Source organism: Streptomyces sp. NPDC047081 (genome assembly GCF_040643775.1).
GTDB lineage: Bacteria > Actinomycetota > Actinomycetes > Streptomycetales > Streptomycetaceae > Streptomyces.
This window is the reverse complement of sequence record NZ_JBEYUY010000027.1, coordinates 134762-156190: the sequence shown is the minus strand read 5'-3', so window position 1 is coordinate 156190 and position 21429 is coordinate 134762. Positions and strand designations below refer to the sequence as shown.

Genomic DNA, 21429 nt, shown 5'->3' with positions numbered 1-21429 from the left:
TCAGGTGGTGACCAGTGCCTTCGGCAGCCGCCCGGTGTGCAGCACCCCCAGCCGCTGGGTGGCCCGGGTGAGCGCCACGTAGAGATCACTGGTCCCGTAGAGCCCCGGTTCGACCACGAGCACGGAGTCGAATTCCAGCCCCTTGGACTGCCGGGGATCGAGGAGTACGACGGTCCGGGTCAGGTCGGGTTCGGCGCCCGCCGTCACCCCGTCCAGCCGTGCGGCGAGCCGGCGGTGCAGATGGCGCGGGGCGATGACCGCGAGCCGGCCCTCGGCGGGGGTGAGCTCCTTCACCGCCTCGGCCACCGCGCCGGGCAGGTCGTCGGTGGCGCGCACCCACGGCCGTACCCCTGTCGAGCGGACCGAACTCGGCGGTTCGAAGCCGGGGTTCTCGGCGCGTACGACGGCCGCCGCGAGGTCCATGATCTCCGCGGGGGTGCGGTAGTTGACGCCGAGGCGGGTGTGCTCCCAGCGGTCCTGGACGTACGGCTCCAGGATGCGCTCCCACGATCCGACGCCGGCCGCCTCCGCGGTCTGGGCCGGGTCGCCGACCAGGGTCATGGAGCGGGTGGGGCTGCGGCGCATCAGCAGCCGCCAGGCCATCGGGGACAGCTCCTGCGCCTCGTCGACGATGATGTGCCCGAACGCCCAGGTGCGGTCGGCCGCCGCGCGCTCGGCGGCGCTGCGGTGGTCGTCCTCCTCGTGCCGCTCGGCGAACCGCTCGGCGTCGATGATGTCGTGCGCGGACAGGACCTCGGAGTCCTCCGCGTCCTTGTCCTCGAACTCGTAGGTGCGGGAGGCGTAGGACACGTCCAACACGCCCTGCGCGTACGCCACCTGCGTCTCCCGTTCCCGCTCGGCCAAGGCCCGCGCCACCCGCTCGTCCACGCCGAGCAGTTCGGCCGCCTCGTCGAGCAGGGGTACGTCCGACACGGTCCAAGTACGCGTGACGGGGCGGCGGATGGCGGCCGCGTCCTCGTCGGGGAGGTAGCCGACGGGGTCGGCGAGGAAGTCGGCGACCAGTCGCTGCGGGGTCAGCCGCGGCCACAACTGGTCGATGGCGGCCCACACTTCGCGGTTCTCGGCGATCTCGTCGCGGATCTGCGTGATGTCGCTCGCGTCGAGGAGGCTGCTGCCGTCGTAGGGGTCGGTGCCGACGCGCTCGGCGTACAGCTCGGTGAGCGTGTTGAGGATGTGCCCCTCGAAGTGCTCGCGGGCCACGTTGTGCGGCAGCCGCGCGGCCCGGGTCTTCTCCCTGGCCACCTTCACCAGACCGTCGTCGAGCATCAGGATCTCCCGGTCGTGCTCGATCGCGATCACCGGGTCGGGCAGCGCCTGCCAGTCGCGTACGACGTCGGCGAGCACGTCCGCCATGCCGGCGCGGCCCTTCACCGCGGCGGCCGCGCGGGTGTCGGTCGCCGTCGCCTTCACGCCGGGGAACAGCTCCCCGACCGTCGCGAGCAGCACGCCGGTCTCGCCGAGGGAGGGCAGCACCTCGCCGATGTACCCGAGGAAGGCGGGGTTGGGGCCGACGATGAGGACGGCGCGCTTGGCGAGCAGCTCCCGGTGTTCGTAGAGGAGATACGCGGCCCGGTGTAGGGCTACGGCGGTCTTGCCGGTGCCGGGGCCGCCCTCGACGACGAGCACGCCGCGGTGCGGGGCCCGGATGATCTCGTCCTGCTCGGCCTGGATGGTCTGCACGATGTCGTGCATCCGGCCGGTGCGGGCGGCGTCCAGGGCGGCCAGCAGCACGGCGTCGCCGGTCGGGTCCTCGTGGCCGGTGCGCTCGCGGTCGCCGAGGTCGAGGATCTCGTCGTGCAGGGCGGTCACCGTACGGCCGCTGGTGGTGATGTGCCGGCGCCGCCGCAGGCCCATCGGAGTGTGGCCGGTGGCCAGGTAGAAGGGGCGGGCGACGGCCGCGCGCCAGTCGATCAGGATCGGCGTGCGCTCGGCGTCGTCCGTGCGCAGTCCGATGCGGCCGATGTGGTGGGTGTCGCCCGAGGTCAGGTCGATGCGCCCGAAGCAGAGCGAGCCGTCGACGGCGTTCAGCGCGGTGAGCAGCCCGGACCGCTCGGCGACCAGGATGTCCCGCTCCAGCCGGGCCTGCATGGGCGTGTTGCCCTGCGCGAGCGCGTCCGTGACGCCTGCCTCGGTGTCCCCGCGCAGGGCGTCCACGCGCACGTACAGAGCGTCGATGAATTGCTGCTCACGCCGCAATTCAAAATCGGAGTTTGACAATTCGACTCCCGCCCGGATATGATGCCTTCAGTGAACTTCTTTGCGACTCAACCTGATTGAAGTCGCGAATCACTCAATATACGCAAGGAAATCCCCCGGGCGCAATTGCCCGGGGGATTTCCTTTGTACTGCGTGCCCTGCGTGCGCTCAGAGGGCGTCGGCGATCTCCTCCAGAAGCCTGCGCTTGGGCCGGGCCCCCACCATCGACCTGACCGGCTCACCGCCCTTGAACAGCATGAACGTCGGCATCGACAGCACTTTGTACGCGTTCGTCGTGTCCGGGTTCGTGTCCACGTCCAGCTGGACCACCTTGAGCCGCTCGCCCTCCTCCGCCGCGAGTGCGGTGAGCACCGGTCCCATCTGCCGGCACGGCGGGCACCAGTCGGCGGTGAATTCCACGAGCACCGGCAGCTCCGCCCCGATCACCTCCGCCTCGAAATCCGCGTCCGTCACCTCGGCTACACCGGCCGCCTTGATCACAGTTCCCGACCTCCCAGTTCGCACAACGGTGGTGGCTCCTCGACCGCCGCCAGCCGGACGCCGATCTCCGCCCGCACGGCCTTCAGCTCGCCGATCAGCTCGTCGAGTTCGGCCAGCTTGCGCCGGTAGACGTCGATCGACGCGGGACAGGTGTCGCCCTCCTCGTGCCCGGCCCGCAGACACTCCACGAAGGGCCGGGTCTCCTCCAGGTCGAACCCGAAGTCCTGGAGCGTCCGGATCTGCCGGAGCAGCTTCAGGTCGCTCTCGTCGTAGGTCCGGTGTCCGTTGCCGCCGCGCCGCGCGGGCAGCAGCCCGCGGGACTCGTAGTACCGCAGCGTCCGGGTCGTGGTCCCGGCCCGTGCGGCCAGCTCGCCGATTCGCATGTCCACGAACGTAAGCCTTGACGCCGACGTCAAGGCAAGAGTGATTCAGTGGGCCCGGGGTGCCCGGCCGGGGCGCGGGCCCAGCAGCCACTCCCCCGAGGGCGGGCCGCCGTGTCCGATGTCGTCGTCCTCGTCCTCCAGCCACTCCTCGTCGCCGTCCCGCACCCCGAGCAGCCTGCGGGTCAGCCGGTCGCGGTCGGACAGGAGCTCGTCGAGGGCCTCGCGGAGATCGGACGCCTCGGTGCGGCCGGACTCGCGCTCGGCCGCGATCAGGACGGCCCGGCGGACCAGTTCCTTGGTGAAGGAGGCCGTCGTGCCCTCGGTGCGGGTCACCACCTCCTGCGCGATGTCCTCGCCGAGGTCGAGGTTCGTGCCGTACAGGGCGAGCAGGGCGGCGCGGCCCTCCGCGTCCGGGAGCGGGATCTCGACGGCGAGGTCGACGCGGCCGGGGCGCTGGATCAGGGCGGGTTCGAGGAGATCGGCGCGGTTGGTGGTGAGGAGGAAGGCCACGTCGGCGTCGTCGCCGAGGCCGTCCATCTCGTTCAGCACCTGGAAGAGCAGGGGCTGTTCGCCGTTGCCGTAGTCGCGGGCCTCGGCGATCAGGTCGCAGTCCTCCAGGACGACCAGGGCGGGCTGGAGCATCCGGGCCAGCGCGCAGGCCGGGCCGATGGCGTCGATGCTCTCGCCGGACAGGATGACGACCGTGAACTGCGGGAGGTGGGAGAGGAGATAGCGGATCGTGTGGGTCTTGCCGGTGCCGGGCGGGCCGTAGAGGAGAAGGCCGCGGCGCAGGTGCTGGCCGGCCGCGCGGAGCTGCTCGCGGCGCCGGGCCACGCCGACGACCTGGCGCTCGACGCGGTCCAGGAGTCCGGCGGGCAGGACGATGTCGTCGCGGGTCAGGCCGGGGCGGCGGTGGAAGCGGAACGGGCCGAGGCCGTGCCCGAACTGGGAGCCCTCGAAGGAGAGCACCTGCCCGCGGAAGACGTTGTGCTCGCGCACGAGGGCGTCGATCTCGGCGAGCAGCCGGTCCCCGAACTCCTTGTCGGCGGCGAGGACTTCGATCTCCACCTTGTTGCGCCCGTACTCGTCGGCGGGGCCGCGCAGCAGTACGGCGAAGCGCTCGTCGCCCTCCGCGCCGAGGTAGAACCCGCAGGAGACGCAGGCCAGTTCCTCGTCCGGGGAGACCGGCATGTGGGCGTAGTCGACGGCGCCGACGACGAAGCGGTCGTAGCGGTCGGCGGCCTCGATGATGTCGCCGAGGGTGAGTTCGCCGCGGTGCTGGGCGCCGCGCATGCCGATCAGCTCGTGGCTGCGGCCGTCCTCGGCGAACCAGCGCTCCAGGGCGAGATGGACGTTGGGCAGGTCGTACGGCGCGTAGGCGGCCTTGACCACCGGGCGGTCCGTGGGCGCCGAACCCAGGTGCTCGCGCAGCCGCTTCGCGAGGTCGCGGCCGCCGTCGGCATCGCCGCGCTTCGGGCGGGCGACCGCCATCAGGAACTCGTGGAACAGCTCGTTGATCCGCTCCAGCGGAAGCCCCGAAGGCTCCCGGTCCGCGCCGTACTTCCGCTCGTACTCGTCCGTGCTGAGGATCTCCACGTCGCCGGGTTCCCCCATGTACGCCTCCGCGTGTTCGGTCGTGCGTCCCCCGAGCCCCTCCAGCCTGGTCCCCGACCACCACACGGGTCAAAGCATTTGGGGCAAGTGCCCCCATACGGCCCGTGCGTGCGCTAGTGGCCGGCGTCGGCCCGCTCGAACCACACTCGGGCCGCCTCCGGGCGGCCGGTGAGCAGGAGGAGCAGGGCTGTGATGGGGCCGCGGATCTCCTCGCCCGTGCCGCGTGACCAGTCGATGTCGGTGGCGATCAGGCGGGACTTGGGGAGCGGCCACGGGCGGGGCGGGACGCGCATGGTCCATACCCGGTCGGCGGCGTCTCGGGCGCCCTCCGGCGGCACCTCGCGCGTGCGGCCGAGGGCGAGGGCGATGTCCTGGCCGTGCACGAGGACGTCGAGCAGCGATTCGCGGGGCGTGGTCATGACCGCCGTACGCCGGGAGCCGACGATGGAGCGGAGGTTGGCGACGATGTCCGCCACCGGCGACCGCGCCTCCCGCAGCGCCGAGTCGTGGATCATCCGGTCGAAGTTCCCACGGGCGCGGGCCGCTTCACGCAGCACGGCCGTCAGCGGATAGCGCGCCCCGATGGTCAGATGCGCGGCGACGTCCCGCACCCGCCAGTCCCCGCACCTGGTCGGCGTCTCCCACTCCTCGGGGCTCAGCCCCTCCAGCAGATCGGCCAGGCTCGCCCGCTCGCGGTCGACGATCCGCCAGAGCTCGTCCGTCTCCAACACCGCACCCATGGGGATCACCGCCACAGTCAAGTGGTAAGCTTCTCTGACCAAAGTAGTCAGAGACTCTGACCAAAGTCAAGCGGAGCGGAGGGGCGCGAGCGATGGTGGCGGAGAGCGAGCTCAACACGGGAGTGCTCCTGTTCCTCCCCTACCGGGCCCTGGAGAACCGGATCTTCGCCGTGCTCGCCGAGTCCGGGCACGCGGACGTCACCCCAGCTCAGGCCCGGGTGCTCCAGCGCGTCGGCCCGGACGGCACGCGGCTGACCGAGCTCGCCGAGCAGGCCCAGATCACCAAGCAGACCGCGGGCTTCCTGGTCGACCAGCTGGAGAAGGCGGGCTACGTACGCCGCGAGCCGGACCCGAGCGACAAGCGGGCCCGGCTCGTCTGCCTGGCGGAGAAGGCGCTGGCGGCGAAGGAGATCGCCGACGGCGTGGTCGCCGAGGTGGAGAAGGAGTGGGAGGAGCACCTCGGCAAGCGCCGGATGAAACAGCTGCGGGAGGCGCTGACGGCGCTGCGGGAGATCACCGACCCGTGGGCCTAGGCGGCCCCGGCCGGCACCCCCGCGCTCTCCTCGACCTCCATCAGGGAGGCGCTCTCCCGTTCCTCGTCGAACGCCTTGCGGCCGCCCCGCAGCCCGAACAGCCGCTTGGCGAGGGCGATGTAGAGCACGGCGAGGATGTTCAGGACCAGGGTGGCGATCTTCAAGTAGCTGACGTGCTCGGTGAGTTCGTAGATCTCCAGCGGCAGGAAGGCCGCGGTGGCCACCACCGTCAGGTACTCCGCCCAGCGCTTGGCGTACCAGAGGCCCACCGCCTCGACCAGCTCGATCAGCGCGTAGACGAGGAGCAGTACGGCCACCAGCGTCAGCGTGGAGTGCTTGTAGCCGAAGGTCTTCTGGATGGTGCCGACGACCGGTGAGTGGTCGAGGTCGTAGTGGAAGTGCTTGAAGACGGGCCGGAAGACGTCGAGGTACTCGTCGAACAGCCGCCGCACCGAGTCCTGGCTGTTGCTGAACTTCCACACCGCGAGCGCCACCAGCACGATGAACACCCCGCGCACGGCCCGCTCGATCGCCAGGAAGCGCAGGATGAACAGGTCCCGCAGCACCTTGCCGCGCGGCACGAGCGGCGCGTGGTCGGCCGGCCCCGAGCCGTGCGGCTCACCCAGCACGAAGTCGCCGCACCGCAGACAGCGCCAGGCACCCCCGAGCGCGGTCTCCGCGTGCAGCCGCGCCCGCAGTCCGTCCTCGTCCGGCGCATAGGTGACATGGCCCTTACGGGCACATGTGCGCCGGTCCCAGTCGATCTTCATCCCCCGTGCCTCCCAACGTGTGCGCGGCCGTGCCGCACCGGTCGATCCGGCACGGCACGGTAGTGCATCGGGATGTGAGACGACGGCCGGGGGCCTTCAGTTCGCCGCCGTGTCCACGAGTTCCCGCGCCGGCTCCGTCCACTCCTCGGACTCTTCCTCCACGACATCCTTCTTGCGCGGCAGCAGCAGCGCCACGGCGAGGGTGCCGACGCCCAGGACCACCGCGCCGACCAGGCTGGTGTGGGCCACCGCGTCGGAGAAGGAGGAGCCGACCGCGTCCGCCATCTGCCGGGCGCCGGTGCCGAGTTGCTGCGCCTGCGCCTTCAGCTGGGCGGCCTGCTGCGGGTCGGTGGCCTGCGCCGCCTGCGCGGCGAGCTGCTGCGCCTTCTCACCGATGCCCTGTGCGACGGCGTAACCGGCGCCCACCGAGTCCTGGGCGGTGGCGAGCGTGCCGGCGGGGAGCTTGCTGCCGCTGGTGGCGTCCGAGAGGTGGTCCGAGTACGAGGTCGCCAGCAGCGAGCCGAGGATCGCGATGCCGAGCGAGCCGCCGAGCTCCAGCGAGGTGTCGTTCACCGCGCCGCCGACGCCCAGCTCGGACTCCGGGAAGGCGCCCATGATCGCGTCCGTGCAGGGCGAGAGCGCGAGGCCGATCGCGAGGCCGAGGACGATCAGGGGGGCGACGAGATCGCCGTACGACGAACTCGCGTCGACCCGGGTGAGCAGGGCGAGGGCGGTGGTGCCGCCGACCATGCCCGCGGTGACCGTCCACTTCATGCCGACCCGCGGGGTGAGGTAGCCGGTCAGGGCCGAGCCGACGAAGACGGCGCCGGCGAGCGGGAGCATGCGCAGGCCGGTCTCCAGGGCGTCGTAACCCAGGACGAACTGGAGGTGCTGGGTCAGGTAGTAGAAGGCGCCGAAGACGGCCAGGAAGAAGAGGGCGACGGCGAGGTTGGAGCCGGCGAACCGGCGGTCGGTGAAGCGGCGGACGTCGAGGACCGGGCGCGGGTGACGCAGCTCCCACAGGACGAAGGCGACGAGACCGGCACCGGCGACGACCGCGGCGGTCACGGCCTTCACGCCCCAGCCGAAGTGCGGGCCCTCGATGAGCATGTAGATCAGCGAGCCGATCCAGACCACCGACAGCAGACCGCCGACGTAGTCGATCCGGTCGTGGTGGCCGGCCTTGGACGGCGGTACGAGGACGAGCGCGGCGACGAACGCGACGGCGGCGATCGGCACGTTGATCAGGAACGTCGAGGCCCAGCCGTGGTCCTTGAGCAGCGCGCCGGCGACGACGGGACCGGCCGCGATCGCGAGGCCCGCGGTGGCGGTCCACAGGGTGATCGCCTTGGCGCGCTCGGCGCGCGGGAAGGTCGCGGCGAGCAGGGAGAGCGTGGCGGGCATGATCAGCGCGGCGCCGGTGCCCATGACCGCGCGGGCCGCGATGACCGTCGTGGAGGAGTCGGCGAAGTAGCCGAAGACGGCGCCGCCGCCGAACACGGTGAGGCCCAACAGCAGGGCGCCGCGGCGGCTGTACTTGTCGCCGATCGCCCCGAGCAGCAGCATCAGCGCCGCGTACGGGACGGTGTAGCCGTCGATGACCCACTGCAGGTCGGCGCTGGACAGACCCAGGTCCTGGGTCATGTCGGGCGCGGCGACCGTGAGGGCGGTGTTCGCCATCACGATGATCAGCAGGCTCAGGCACAGAACGAGCAACGCCCACCAGCGCCGGGCGTAGGGGCGCTCCATCTTTTCGACCGGTTCGGTCAGGACGAGTCGCATGGCAGGGGTGGCCTTCCTCAGGGACACAGTGCTTTCGGGCTGCGGTTTTGCACAGTAGCGTGCAACTGCACAACGCTGTGCAATCTACGCCCTTGCACAGTACTGTGCAAGTCGATGGGAGAGGGGGCACAATGACGTCCATGACCACGGGTAACACCAGCCGCGCCGATGCCAACCGCCGCCGCATCCTCGACGTCGCCCTCGCGGAGCTGCTGCGGGATCCGGACGCGTCCATGGACCAGATCGCGCGCGCCGCGGGCGTCGTACGACGGACCGTGTACGGGCATTTCCCCAACCGGGACGCGCTGATCGGCACCCTGGTCGACGGGGCCGTGGAGGCGGTGGCGGCCGCGCACGCCTCGGGGCGCGAGGGCGCGGCGGGACCGGCCGAGGCGGTGGCCCGGGGGACCCTGGCGGTCTGGGAGGTCGCCGACCGCTACCGGATCCTGGTCGCGCTGGCCCAGCGCAGCGTCACCGTGCAGGGCATCCGGGACCGGCTGACCCCCGTGCGCGAGTCCTGCGCCGAGGTGCTGCGGCGGGGCCTGGCGGAGGGCGTCTTCAGCTCCCCGCTGCCGGCGCCCGCGCTGGCGTACGTGCACGAGCAGCTGCTGTTCGCGCTGATGGAGGCGGTGAACGACGGTCTGCTGCCGGCGGAGGCAGCGGGCCACTCAGCGGCGGTGACGGCGCTGATGGCGGCGGGGATGCCGGCCGGGGAGGCGGCGGAGCTGGTGGCGAAGGTCGGCGCGTGAGAAGCGGTGCGGGGGCGCCGTGACAGCCGGGTGCGTGGGCGCCGTAACGGATCTGCGGATACGACGAAGCCGAGCGGTCGGGTCCACGGGGAGGGACTCGACCGCTCGGCGTTCTCGGCCGGGCGACTGACGACGGGGGAGTGTTCAGCCGCCCGGAGTTGTGGGGCCGTTCAGGGCGTCACGCCTTGGCGAGTTCCTTCTCGCCGCCCTGCTCGGGCACCTCGGCGTGCGGCTGTACGTCGTCGTCGAGGAGGGTCGTCTCGTCGAAGGGCAGGTTGCCGGCGAGGACCTGCTGGACGCGGTCCTTGTCGATCTCCTTGGTCCAGGTGCCGACCAGCACCGTGGCGACGGCGTTGCCCGCGAAGTTGGTGAGGGCGCGGGCCTCGCTCATGAAGCGGTCGATGCCGACGATCAGGCCGACGCCGTCCACCAGCGCGGGCTTGTGCGACTGGAGTCCACCGGCCAGGGTCGCGAGACCGGCGCCGCTGACACCCGCCGCGCCCTTGGAGGCGAGGAGCAGGAAGAGCAGCAGGGGGATCTGCTCACCGATCGACATCGGCGTACCGAGGGCGTCGGCGATGTAGAGGGACGCCATGGTCATGTAGATCATGGTGCCGTCGAGGTTGAAGGAGTAGCCGGTCGGGACGGTGATGCCGACGACGGACTTGCCGACGCCCAGGTGCTCCATCTTCGCGATGAGCCGCGGCAGCGCGGACTCGGAGGAGGAGGTGGACAGGATCAGCAGGAACTCGCGGGCCAGGTACTTGAAGAGGACGAGGATGTTGAGCCCCGCGACGACCCGCAGCAGGATGCCGAGCACGACGAAGACGAAGAGGAAGCAGGTCACGTAGAAGCCGAGCATCAGGACCGCGAGGCTCTTGAGCGCGTCGAGACCGGCGGAACCGACCACCGCGGCGATGGCGCCGAAGGCACCGATCGGGGCGGCCCACATCACCATGCCGAGGATGCGGAAGACGAGCCGCTGGATGTGATCGACACCGCGCAGGATCGGCTGCCCGGCGGAGCCCATGGCCTGCAGCGCGAAGCCGGCGAGCAGCGCGATGAGGAGGGTCTGCAGGATCTGGCCCTCGGTGAAGGCGGAGACGAAGGTGACCGGGATGATCGACAGGACGAAGTCGACCGGCGGCAGCGCGTCGGCGGACACCTGGTCGTGCCCGGAGGCCTTGATCGCGTTGGTGATGTGGAGGCCGTCGCCGGGGTGCAGGATGTTGCCGACGACGAGGCCGATGGTCAGCGCGACCAGCGACATCACCAGGAAGTAGCCGAGCGCGATACCGCCCACGGCACCGACCTTGGCGGCCTTCCGCACCGAACCGATGCCGAGCACGATCGTGCAGAAGATGATCGGGGCGATCATCATCTTGATCAGGTTCACGAAGCCGGTACCGAGCGGCTTGAGCTCCACTCCGGCGTCCGGCCAGATGAGCCCCACGGCGATACCGAGCGCCACCGCGACGATGACGGCGATGTACAGGTAATGGGTGCGGTCCCGCTTGCGGGCGGGTGCGGCAGGTGCCGTATCGGGGGTGCTGGCGGCCACGGCTGCCCTCCTTGACGTCTTCGTCGGCATCACCGGCGTGCGGCTCACGTCCGGATGGAGATGGGGATGGGAGGAGACGGAAGGGGAAGCCTTGGCCGGAACCGGGTGTTCGGCTTCCGCTCATTCCTCGATGCGGTGACTATGTCGTGCCCTGTGAGGGCGGTCACCCTTCCGTTCATTTAGTTCATCAACCGATCTCTCACACACTGACCTGTTACCTTCTGAGCATGACCCACCCCGTGAAGCGTGCGTTCAAGTACCGCTTCTATCCGAATGACGTCCAGGCAGCGGAGCTGACACGTACGTTCGGCTGCGTGCGGGTGGTCTACAACCTGGCCCTGCAGGCCCGCACCACCGCCTGGTACACGGAGCGGCGCAGAATCAACTACGTTCAGACATCGACATTGCTGACGGAGTGGAAGAAGACCGAGGAGTACACCTACCTGGCCGATGTCTCGTCGGTTCCGCTGCAACAAGCCCTGCGACACCTGCAGGGCGCCTTCGTCAACTTCTTCGAGAAACGCTCTGGCTATCCCCGATTCAAGTCCCGCAAGAAGTCCCGCAACAGCGCGGAATACACTCGCTCGGCATTCACCTACCGCGACGGTCGACTGACCCTGGCGAAGATGCGGGAGCCACTGGACATCGTGTGGTCCAGGCCGCTCCCCGAGGGACAGATCCCGTCAACGGTGACGGTGTCACAGGACAGCGCGGGACGCTGGTTCGTATCGATGCTGTGCGAGGACGCTTCGGTGCAGGCTCTCCCTGGCGTTGCATCCACGGTGGGCATCGACGCAGGCATCACCGCTCTGGTGACCCTCTCGACCGGAGAAAAAGTCACCAATCCGAAGTTCGAGAAGAAGGATCGGGCGAAGCTCGCCCGTGCCCAACGAGAGTTGTCCCGCAAGGAGAAGGGATCAAGGAATCACGACAGGGCCCGCGCCCGCGTGGCCCGTATCCATGCCCGGATCGCCGATCGGCGCCGGGACTTCTTGCACAAGCTGTCCACACGTCTCGTTCGTGAGAACCAAACGATCGTGATCGAGGACCTCGTCGTCCGGAGCATGCTGAAGAACCGCACGCTCAGTCGTGCGATCTCCGACGCGTCATGGGCTGAGCTTCGCTCCATGCTGGAGTACAAGGCCGAGTGGCACGGCCGCGAACTGATCGCGATCGACCGCTGGTACCCGTCGAGCAGAACCTGCTCGACTTGCGGCCACCTGGTCGCGAAACTGCCGTTGAGCATCCGGGAATGGATCTGTGCCGCATGCGGCACGATCCACGACCGGGACGAGAACGCGGCGAAGAACGTTCTGGCCGCCGGGCTGGCGGTGTCGGCCTGTGGAGCCGGCGTAAGACCTCAACGGAGACCCTCCGGGCGGGCGGCCGGTACTGAAGCAGGAAAGCCTCGAAGGAGTGCCGGACTGCGGCGCAGAGTCGAAGCATCCCCCTCTTCGGAGCGGGAAGAGGTCAATTAGTTCACGATTGACGTGGGAGGCACACTGACGACATGCGCATCCCCCGCCCGAGACCCCGCAGCCTGGCAGGCCAGCTCTTCGCGATGCAGGCCGTGCTGATAGCGGTGCTCGTGGCCGGATACGCACTGTTCACGTACGTCAGCGACGGCCGCCAGGCCGAGGACGCGGCGGGCCGCCAGGCGACGGCGGTGGCCCGCGCGGTCGCGGACGCGCCCTCGGTCCACGCGGCGATCGGCACGCCGGATCCCACGGCCGAGCTCCAGCCGTACGCGCTCCGCGTGATGGCGGACACGGACGTCGACTTCGTCACGATCATGAACCCGCGGGGCATCCGCTGGACCCACCCGGTCGAGAAGGAGATCGGCAAGCACTTCCTGGGCAACACGGAACGGGCGCTGAAGGGCGAGACGTTCACGGAGACGTACACGGGAACGCTCGGCGCGTCGGTACGGGCGGTGACGCCGATCGAGGACACCAGTGGGCGTGTCATCGGCATGGTCAGCGCGGGCATCAAGGTGGAGGAGATCAGCAAACGGGTGCAGGGCCAGCTGACGGCACTGCTCGGCGCGGCGGGCGGGGCGCTGGCTCTTGGCGCGATCGGCACGTACGTCATCAACGCCCGCCTGCGCCGCCACACCCACGGCATGAACGCGGCCGAGCTGAGCCATATGCACGACTACCACCAGGCCGCGCTGCACGCGGTGCGCGAGGGGCTGCTGATGCTGGACGGGCAGTACCGTGTGGCGCTGATCAACGACGGCGGGCGGGAGCTGCTGAGCCTGACGGGTGAGGTGGTGGGCAGATCGGTGGCGGAGCTCGGGCTGCCCGCTCCCCTGACGGGTGCGCTGCTGGCGTCGGAACCACGGGTGGACGAGGTGCACCTGACGGCGGACCGGGTGCTGGTGGTGAACACGTCGCCGGTGTCGGGCGGGCAGCGGCGGGGCACGGTGGTCACCCTCCGGGACGTCACCGAACTCCAGTCCCTGATGGGCGAGTTGGACTCGGAGCGCGGCTTCACGCAGGCACTGCGCTCGCAGGCGCACGAGGCGGCGAACCGCCTCCACACGGTGGTGTCCTTGATCGAACTGGGCCGGGCCGAGGAGGCGGTGGACTTCGCGACGGCGGAACTGGAGCTGGCGCAGGCGCTGACGGACCAGGTGGTGGCGGCGGTCGGCGAGCCGGTCCTCGCGGCCCTGCTCCTGGGCAAGACGGCACAGGCGAACGAACGGGGTGTGGAGCTGGTGGTCTCGGAGGACAGCCGCCTGGACGACGGCCTGCTGCCACCTTCGCTCCCCGCCCGTGACCTGGTGACCATCCTCGGGAACCTGATCGACAACGCGGTGGATGCGGCGCAGGGGAGTGTGGGGGCGCGGGTGACGGTCACGGCGTATGCGGAGTCCGGCGAAGTGGTGCTGCGGGTGTCGGACACGGGAGCCGGGGTGGCTCCCGCCCACGCCGACCTGGTGTTCCAGCGGGGCTTCTCGACGAAGCCGGCGGGGCCGGGGGGCCGGGGGCTGGGGCTGGCCCTGGTGCGGCAGGCGGTGCAGCGGCACGAGGGGGTGCTGTCGGTGGCGGAGGCGGACGGGGGCGGGGCGGAGTTCGTGGTGCGGTTGCCGTTGCGTACGGCGTCGGAGGCTGTGGCCGGGGCGGCGACCCGGGCGGGGGGTGCGGGGTGACCGGCGAGCAGGGTGAGCGGGGTGCCTCGGGCGAGCGGCCGATTCGGGTGCTGGTGGTGGAGGACGATCCGGTGGCTGCCGACGCGCATGTGATGTATGTGGGGCGGGTGCCGGGGTTCGTTGCGGTGGGGAAGGCGCATACGGGGGCGGAGGCGCGGCGGGTTCTGGACCGTACGGCGGTGGATCTGCTGTTGCTGGACCTGCACCTGCCGGACGTGCACGGGTTGCAGTTCGCGCGGTCGTTGCGGGCGGCGGGGCATCAGGCGGATGTGATCGCGGTGACTTCGGCGCGGGATCTGACGGTGGTGCGGGAGGGGGTGTCGCTGGGGGTCGTGCAGTACGTACTGAAGCCGTTCACTTTCGCGACGCTGCGGGATCGGCTGGTGCGGTATGCGGAATTCCGCGGGGCGGCGGGGGAAGCGAGCGGGCAGGACGAGGTGGACCGGGCGCTGGCGACGTTGCGGGCGCCTTCGCCGGCGGCGCTGCCGAAGGGGTTGAGCGGGCCGACGCTGGAACGGGTGACGGTCGCGCTGCGGGAGGCGGAGGAGGGGCTTACCGCGGCGGGGGTGGCTGAGGGCGTGGGGATCTCCCGGATCACTGCCCGGCGGTATCTGGAGCACCTGGTGGAGGCGGGGCGGGCGGCTCGGAGTCCGCAGTACGGGACTGTGGGGCGGCCGGAGTTGCAGTACCGGTGGGTCAAGGGGGAGTTGGGGCAGGGGCGTTAGGGGGTGGGGTTGTCCAGGGCCGTGGCTTGGGCGCGGGCTTGGGCGGCTCGGTCCGGGTCGTTGGCGCGGGCGTAGGCGTCGGCGGCCTGGAGGTAGCTGGTGCGGGCCTCGGCGGGGCGGTTGAGGGTGTCGTACGTGAGGGCCAGGTTGTAGAGGGCCTGGCCGGTCCCGTACCAGTCCTCGAACTCGCGGCAGATCTCCAGGGCCTTGTCGTACGCCTCGATCGCCTCCTCTGCACGGCCCGCCTCGAATAGGGCGATGGCGAGGTTGCCGCATGCCGTGCCCTCGCCATGGCGCTCGCCAATGGCTTGGTGCAGGTCGCGGGCGCAGATGTGAGCGTCGATCGCCTCCTCCACCCGGCCCGCCTCCCGCAAGGCGACGCCGAGGTTGTCCCACGTCCTGCCCTCGCCGTGACGGTCGCCAATGGCTTGGTGCAGGTCGCGGGCGCAGATGTGAGCGTCGATCGCCTCCTCCACCCGGCCCGCCTCCCACAGGACGACGCCGAGGTTGCCCCATGTCCTTGCCTCGCCCTGACGGTCGCCGGCAGCCTGGCACAGGTCGCGGGTGTGGCTGTAGATACCGAACGCCTCTTTCATCCGACCTGCCGCCCACAGGGCGTTGCCGAGGTTGTTGGCAGCAGCGGCCTCCGCGTCGCGGTCTCCGGCCTGGTAGGCGGCCTGCCACGCGGTACCCGCCACGGTGATCGCGTCATCGAAATACCGCCGCCACCGCAGATACGCATCCAGGCAAGAGGCCAGCCCCATTGCCTGCCGTGCATGCCGCTCCTCCCCCGCCCACTGCACCGCCTCCACCAGCCCCGCCCGCTCCCCATCCAGCCACGCCAACGCCTGCCCCCGGTCCACGAACCGTTCCGGTACCGGCGACCCCGGCAACCACGCCAACCGGTCGGCAGCCGCATGCGCCCATCGCCAGTAGAAGCCCAATAGCCGTTCCCGAGCCGCCTCCCCCTCCTCCCGCAACCCCACGTCCCCCGCCACCACGCCCGCCCCGAACACCCGCACCAAGTCATGCAAGCGCCACCAGCCGCGGCCACTCCCCCGCTCCACAAGATGCGCACGGGCCAGCGCCTTCAGTTCCTGCCCGGGAGGCGTCTCCGCGCCAGCCAGCGCAGCGACCACCTCATCACTCACCTCAGTCCCCGGCGCGAGGGAGAGCAGGCGCAGCAACCGCGCCTGCTCAGGCGGCAGACGACGGTAAGAGAGCTCGAAGGCGGCACGGACGTTGCGCTCACCGTCGTCGAAGTGCTCGAGGCGATCCCGGGACTCGGCGAGCTCCGCGACGAGTTCGGTCACCGGCATCCCCGGATCCTCCGCCAGCAGCGCGGCCGCGATCTGCAAGGCCAACGGCAGATGTCCGCACAGGCCCGCAAGCCGCTCAGCCCCGTCACGATCATCCACGACCCGCCCGTCCCCCGGATCGGCGATCCGAAGAGCCCGATCGAGGAGTTCGAACGCCTCCCCCGCCGCGAGTTGGTCCAACGCGACCAGCCGCGCCCCCAGTTGAGGCAACCGATCCCGGGAGGTGACCAGCACATGATGCCGAGCGTCCCCCGGCAGCAGCGGCCGTACCTGATCCGGCGACGACGCGTTGTCGGCCAGGACAAGCACCGCACCACACTCGCGAGCGCGTCGGGCCAGCGTCGAGCGATAGAGCACCACCCGCTCGTCCGCCGTACCGGGAATGTGTTCAGGCGGGATCCCAAGCGCCCGCAACAACGCCTGAAGCGCCCGGTCGGCGGTGACCGGCTCCCGGTCGTATCCATGCAGATCGATGAAGAGCACGCCTCCCGGGAACCACCCCCGCTCCCACGCCAGATGCGCCGTCTCCACAGCCAGCGCGGTCTTACCGATACCACCGAGCCCCGACACGGCCGCGACAAGAACCGCAGCCGACTCCCCAACCCCCGCCCCACCCGGCTCCAACGCCCGCAGCAAAGCCGCCGTCTCCTCGCCCCGCCCGGTGAACCCACCCGGCCGCGGCGGCAACCCAGCCACCGCCTCCGGCACAGCCGCCGCCCCACCCCCCTGAAAAACGACCTGCACGCCGACCACCTCGCGCAGGAACACCCCACCCCGGAAGTCACTGTGATCCCCGTCGTACCAGGACACCCCGCTACCCGGCGCGTACCGCTCCATGGCCCGGGCGACATCCCCGGCCGCACCCCCGGGATCCCCGCCGAGCAGGCCGGCCACCTCCTCGCCCCACTCCCGTACGGCCTCCCGCCGCCCCGGCTCCCGCACCGCCGCGGCGATGTCCCGGACGCCCGCCCCGGCCCCCAGCCCCACCGCCCGCGCCAGCTTCTCCACCAGCCGACGGCCACCGTCCCCGCCCGCGCCCTCGGCCAGGGCCGCCAGCAACGCTTCCATCCGCCCGTACCACCGTCCCGTACCCGGCGCTCGCCCCCGTCGACAAGCTCAAGCCCGCACACCAAAGGTAGGGCGTTGCACGGCAGTTCACGCCCCCTTCGCGTACCAACCCACCTGCGCGGCGAGCCCGCCCACGGCCAGTGCCTCCAGCCCCGAAAGCGCGACCAGCAGCCCCTCCCCGCCGGCCGCCCAGAACACCACCAGCGCCGCCAACGGCACCCCGCAGAACGCGAGCAGATCCACCACCAACTGCGTGGCCTTCCGCGACCTCCGCCGCGCATCCCCCCGATGGGCCGTCTCCCACCGGAACACCTCGACACCCCCACCCGGCTCGGCCAACTCCGTCAGCCGGGGCCCGAGTTCATCCCGCACGTACGTACCGATAGCCGAGATCTTCTGGTCGTTCACGAGATACGTCCACCCGAGCACGACACACACCGGCGGCAAGGCCAGCAACATCGACGCCTGCTTCGCCTGCGCGGCGGCCGCGATGACCGCGGCGACGACGGCCAGCGTCACGTACAGCAAGTTGTCCCGGAACCCGATCCGCGCCTTCTGCTCGTCCTTGATCGCCTGGTACTCGGCGAGCAGCAACTGCCCGACACTCACATCCCGCTCCGGCATGCCGTCCCCCTCCTGGACCTGAGCTGACCTGCATCATCGTAGATCGAGGAAGCTTTTTGGCTACCACTCGTCATAGGTCTTCCGGTATGAGCACCCATGCCATGCCCTCCACAGCGCGGGAAAGGCCGGGTTCTCGGCAGTCGTGACCGAGGTTCTGGAGCATCGGCTCGCCATGGCCAAGCTCCGCGAGGCCGAAGACAGCGACGAACGCGACTTCGGACCCGTCGGCGACGACGTTCTCCGGCAGGCGGAGTCCGAATGGTTAGCAAACGCGTCACGGTGGACCAAGGTGAACCCCATGGGCGCGTGCGCGGATCAAGGCCGCAGAGGAAAACGGCCGGCGGGTGGCGCTGTCCGCTCTCACTCCGCTTGAGGTCCGCCACACGGGCCAGGCGGGCAAGCGTCTCGCCTTCGTGCTGTCACGGTTCGATGTCAGACCGGTCGACGACGTGGTGCTGCAAGCCGCAGGTCGTCTCCTGGACTCGACCGGCCTGGACGGGCACGAGTGCCTCGTCGACGCCGTCGTCGTCGCTACCGCGGCCTTGTGCGCACCACCCGTACGGCTGGTGACGTCCGACAGCTCCCACACACCGAAGCTCTGCGCCGCCGCTCTGGACCTACCGCAGCAGCCTGCGATCGGCCTCATCACCGTCTGACCGGCCCTTCAGGCCAACGGCCAACATCCCTCCAGAAGCCGCCACTTGGCAGTACCGTCAAAGTGTGCCGAACTCACCGCGGCCCACCGCCGTGATCCTCACCGCCCTCGCGCTCGAGTACACGGCCGTGCGCGACCACCTCACCGACCGCGAGGAACTGGTCCACGAGGACGGAACCCGAGTCGAGTACGGCCGCCTCGACGGCACGGACTGCACGGTGGCCGTCGCGGAGTTGGGCGAAGGCGCGGTGAACTCCGCCGCTCTCACCACGCAGATCATCTCCTGGCTCCGCCCGCAGGCGGTCCTCTTCGTCGGCGTCGCCGGCAGCCTCAAGGACGACGTCGGGATCGGCGACGTCGTCATCGGTACGAAGGTGTACGGCATCCATGGCGGCAAGCAGACCCCCCAGGGTTTCCTGGTCCGTCCCGAGGCATGGCCCGGCTCGAACGCCCTTGTGCAGGCGGCTCGTTCGGCGGTGCGGGACATGCCGGACGTCCGGTCTCACTTCAAGCCGATCGCCGCCGGGGACGTGGTCCTGGCGGACTCCCGCTCCGAGATCGCCCGGCATCTGCGCGAGCACTACAACGACGCGGCGGCGATCGAGATGGAGGGGTCGGGCGCGGCTCACGCAGCCCATCTGAACGGCCAGTTGGACGCGATCGTCATCCGCGGGATCAGCGACCGGGCCAATGCCGGCAAGCGCAGGGCCGACGCCGGGGGATCCCAGAAGCAGGCCGCCGAGCAAGCCGCCTCGGTGGCGGTGGCGGTACTGCGGAAACACCGGCCGCGAAAGGGGGCGTCCTCCGGTCACGCCGACCCCGAGGAGGGTCCCCATCGCCGCGGGGACGACACCGGAACGACGTACGGCGGAGACCACATCGACTTCAGGGGCGGGACCTTCCATGGACCCGTCGTCGGAAAGAGGCAGGGGTAGAAGTAGGAGCGGCACCACCCACGGCCCGGTCCCACGCGCCACGGCCACACTGCCGCCCCGCCCCTGGGCTTCACCGGCCGCTCAGCCGAACTGGACCGCCTGCTCCCCCACCTCGCACCGAGCGAGAACGACACGGCCGCACTCCCGCTGCTCATCTTCGCCGTCACCGGCATGGGCGGCATCGGCAAGACGGCGCTGGCGGTGGAGGCGGCGCATCGGGCGATTGGGAGCGGCTGGTTCCCGGGCGGGACATTGTTCGTGGATCTGCGGGGGTACGACGATGATCCCGCGACAGCTGATCAAGCGGTGCTGGCGTTGCTCGACGCGCTCGGTATACGGGATCGGGATCTACCGACCACGACGGAGCGTCAGTACGACGCCTACCGCGCACTCCTTGCAGAACGGCATGACCGAATGCTGCTCGTCCTGGACAACGCGTCGGACCCGTCGCAGTACTTACCGCTACTGCCCGGCACGGACCGCCACCGGGTACTCATCACCTCCCGGGATCGTCCGGACACCCTGGCCGTACGTCTCATCGACCTTGGGACGCTTGACCCTGACGACTCTGTCGCCCTGGTGGCGCGCGCCCTGCACTACACCGACGAGCGCGACGACCGCCCAGAACGCGAGCCCGAGGCACTCCGCGAACTGGCCGACCTCTGCGGCCACTTGCCTCTGGCACTCCAGATCGCCGCCGCGATGCTGCGTCGGCGTCGGCAGCGAGACATCTCATCCCTGGTGACTGAGATCAGAGACACAGGGGATCCGACGCTCTTCCTCGACGGTGGCAGTGGAAGCACTGACCAGTACGGCCGTTCGCTCGCCCTCCGACCGATCCTCGATGTTTCGTACCACCGCCTGTCCCGTGAGCAAGCCCGGCTACTGCGCCTGCTCGCGCTGGCTCCCGGTACGGACACCGGCACTGAGGCGGTGGCGGCCCTGGCAGACCTGGATCCGCCTACGGCAATCAGCCTCTTGGAGTCCCTTGCTGCCGTAGGCCTCATCTCGGCTGCCGCAGCGGCGGGTGCCATCCGGTGGCGGCTGCACGACCTGGTGCGCGCCTTCGGCGCCGACGTGGTGGCCGCGAACACGGATCTCCAAGAGGAAGGGGAAACGGCGCGGGAACGGTTGTTGGATTTCTACTGCGGCCGCGTGCAGGAGGCTGACGCCCACATCGGCAGGCGTTGGAGGGACAATAGCCGACCCACCGTCTTCAAATCACTCGCGGAGGCGCTGGCCTGGCTGGATCAGGAACGGGTCGGCTTGACAGCTGCAGTTCCGTGGGCAAGCGACACACACGCTGTCAATCTGGCACTGCACTTGATGGAGTACAGCCTGAACTGGCGCCGCTATTTTGATGATTGGATCATCATCAGCTCCGCCGCCCATGAAGCGGCAGGCCGCTTGGGCGACCGCACCGCCGAGGCAAGCATCTTGAACAGTCTCGGCTTTGCCCTGCGGAGGCGTGAGCGTATGGCAGAGGCCATGGACGCACATCTCCGCGCTCGCGAACTCTGGGAAACATCCCAATCTCCCGGCAGCGTGGCAAGTGCCTGGCACAACATCGGACAAGCTCGGCACGAGCTGGGCCAGTTACCAGAGGCTGCGGAAGCCTTGTCCCTTGCGCTCGATCTACACCGGGCATCCGGGCATGTCGCAGGCGAGGCTGCGGCATTGATAAGCCTTGGCAGTGTGCGCGAGCAAGCCGGCCAGCTGACCGAGGCCATCGACGCGTACACCCGATCACGCGATCTACATCACGCCCTCGGTGACCTCGCCGGTGAAGCCCTCGCATGGTCCTTCCTCGGTTGGGCCCTGCACATTGCGTCCCGGACGCACGAGGGGATCAACGCGAGCACAACAGCTCTCGGCAAGTTCCTGGACATCGGCGACTGGGCCGACGCCGCTGATGCCGCATTCGACCTCGCCCGCATGTACCACTCTGTCGGCAACACCCCCGAAGCCAGAACCCACTACCTCCAAGCCGCCGACGCCTACACCCGATCCAACTCCCCCGCTGACGCCGCCCGAGCCCAATCCGCCGCACACACATTGACCTGACTAGACCACTCCACTTACGTTCACCGGGCAGTCAT

General features: G+C 70.0%; 18 protein-coding genes. 8 read left to right on the top strand and 10 right to left on the bottom strand.

All coding sequences use genetic code 11. The features are described from left to right. The 5 genes from ABZ848_RS38040 to ABZ848_RS38020 all read right to left on the bottom strand — a co-directional run bounded on the left by ABZ848_RS38040 (window position 1) and on the right by ABZ848_RS38020 (window position 5455). A complete protein-coding gene (locus tag ABZ848_RS38040) occupies window positions 1-2217 on the bottom strand; it encodes a UvrD-helicase domain-containing protein (protein ID WP_360839382.1) in 2217 nt (738 codons plus the stop codon). A 168-nt stretch (window positions 2218-2385) separates the two neighbouring features. Further along, window positions 2386-2718, bottom strand: a complete 333-nt coding sequence (locus ABZ848_RS38035) for a thioredoxin domain-containing protein (protein ID WP_360839379.1) — start codon at window positions 2716-2718, stop codon at window positions 2386-2388. Continuing rightward, a complete protein-coding gene (locus ABZ848_RS38030; protein WP_360839410.1) occupies window positions 2715-3101 on the bottom strand; it encodes a MerR family transcriptional regulator in 387 nt (128 codons plus the stop codon). The genes ABZ848_RS38035 and ABZ848_RS38030 overlap by 4 nt, the downstream gene beginning before the upstream one ends. A 45-nt stretch (window positions 3102-3146) precedes the next feature. Further along, a complete protein-coding gene (locus tag ABZ848_RS38025; protein ID WP_360839377.1) occupies window positions 3147-4715 on the bottom strand; it encodes an ATP-binding protein in 1569 nt (522 codons plus the stop codon). Between the two features lie 113 nt (window positions 4716-4828). Then, window positions 4829-5455: a maleylpyruvate isomerase family mycothiol-dependent enzyme gene (locus tag ABZ848_RS38020; protein WP_360839409.1), complete on the bottom strand. Its 627-nt coding sequence runs from the start codon at window positions 5453-5455 to the stop codon at window positions 4829-4831. Between the two features lie 92 nt (window positions 5456-5547). Between ABZ848_RS38020 and ABZ848_RS38015 the strand changes: the two genes are divergently transcribed. After that, complete coding sequence (locus ABZ848_RS38015) at window positions 5548-5988, top strand: MarR family transcriptional regulator (protein WP_360839375.1); 441 nt, start codon at window positions 5548-5550, stop codon at window positions 5986-5988. Here the strand turns inward: ABZ848_RS38015 and ABZ848_RS38010 are convergent. Next, a complete protein-coding gene (locus ABZ848_RS38010) occupies window positions 5985-6758 on the bottom strand; it encodes a DUF2127 domain-containing protein (protein WP_360839373.1) in 774 nt (257 codons plus the stop codon). The two genes, ABZ848_RS38015 and ABZ848_RS38010, sit on opposite strands and share 4 nt — an antisense overlap. A gap of 96 nt (window positions 6759-6854) precedes the next feature. Next, window positions 6855-8540, bottom strand: coding sequence for an MFS transporter (locus ABZ848_RS38005; RefSeq protein ID WP_360839371.1), 1686 nt, complete (start codon window positions 8538-8540; stop codon window positions 6855-6857). A 131-nt stretch (window positions 8541-8671) separates the two neighbouring features. Between ABZ848_RS38005 and ABZ848_RS38000 the strand changes: the two genes are divergently transcribed. Further along, window positions 8672-9289, top strand: a complete 618-nt coding sequence (locus tag ABZ848_RS38000; protein WP_360839369.1) for a TetR/AcrR family transcriptional regulator — start codon at window positions 8672-8674, stop codon at window positions 9287-9289. Window positions 9290-9467: 178 nt separating this feature from the next. Here ABZ848_RS38000 and ABZ848_RS37995 read toward each other — a convergent pair whose 3' ends face one another. Further along, a complete protein-coding gene (locus tag ABZ848_RS37995; RefSeq protein ID WP_360839368.1) occupies window positions 9468-10850 on the bottom strand; it encodes a cation:dicarboxylase symporter family transporter in 1383 nt (460 codons plus the stop codon). A gap of 227 nt (window positions 10851-11077) precedes the next feature. On the opposite strand from ABZ848_RS37995, the gene ABZ848_RS37990 reads away from it, so the two are divergent. From ABZ848_RS37990 to ABZ848_RS37980, 3 genes are read left to right on the top strand one after another with little or no spacing between them, the layout of a single operon-like run. Beyond that, a complete protein-coding gene (locus tag ABZ848_RS37990) occupies window positions 11078-12328 on the top strand; it encodes an RNA-guided endonuclease TnpB family protein (RefSeq protein WP_360839366.1) in 1251 nt (416 codons plus the stop codon). Between the two features lie 32 nt (window positions 12329-12360). Next, window positions 12361-14004, top strand: coding sequence for a sensor histidine kinase (locus ABZ848_RS37985; protein ID WP_360839364.1), 1644 nt, complete (start codon window positions 12361-12363; stop codon window positions 14002-14004). Beyond that, window positions 14001-14729 (top strand): response regulator, encoded by a 729-nt coding sequence (locus tag ABZ848_RS37980; protein WP_360839363.1) that lies wholly within the window; start codon window positions 14001-14003, stop codon window positions 14727-14729. The genes ABZ848_RS37985 and ABZ848_RS37980 overlap by 4 nt, the downstream gene beginning before the upstream one ends. Here the strand turns inward: ABZ848_RS37980 and ABZ848_RS37975 are convergent. Both ABZ848_RS37975 and ABZ848_RS37970 read right to left on the bottom strand, forming a co-directional pair. Continuing rightward, window positions 14726-17116 (bottom strand): tetratricopeptide repeat protein, encoded by a 2391-nt coding sequence (locus ABZ848_RS37975; protein ID WP_360839361.1) that lies wholly within the window; start codon window positions 17114-17116, stop codon window positions 14726-14728. The genes ABZ848_RS37980 and ABZ848_RS37975 overlap by 4 nt on opposite strands. Window positions 17117-17203: 87 nt before the next feature. Further along, window positions 17204-17740 (bottom strand): hypothetical protein, encoded by a 537-nt coding sequence (locus ABZ848_RS37970; protein ID WP_360839359.1) that lies wholly within the window; start codon window positions 17738-17740, stop codon window positions 17204-17206. Window positions 17741-18084: 344 nt separating this feature from the next. Between ABZ848_RS37970 and ABZ848_RS37965 the strand changes: the two genes are divergently transcribed. The 3 genes from ABZ848_RS37965 (at window position 18085) to ABZ848_RS37955 (ending at window position 21394) form a co-directional block, all read left to right on the top strand. Continuing rightward, window positions 18085-18396 carry a hypothetical protein gene (locus tag ABZ848_RS37965; RefSeq protein WP_360839358.1) on the top strand — a complete coding sequence of 104 codons (312 nt, stop codon included), beginning with the start codon at window positions 18085-18087 and terminating at the stop codon, window positions 18394-18396. A gap of 64 nt (window positions 18397-18460) precedes the next feature. Continuing rightward, window positions 18461-19330: a 5'-methylthioadenosine/S-adenosylhomocysteine nucleosidase gene (locus ABZ848_RS37960; protein ID WP_360839356.1), complete on the top strand. Its 870-nt coding sequence runs from the start codon at window positions 18461-18463 to the stop codon at window positions 19328-19330. Window positions 19331-19393: 63 nt separating this feature from the next. Beyond that, a complete protein-coding gene (locus tag ABZ848_RS37955; RefSeq protein WP_360839407.1) occupies window positions 19394-21394 on the top strand; it encodes a tetratricopeptide repeat protein in 2001 nt (666 codons plus the stop codon). Window positions 21395-21429: the final 35 nt, after the last annotated feature.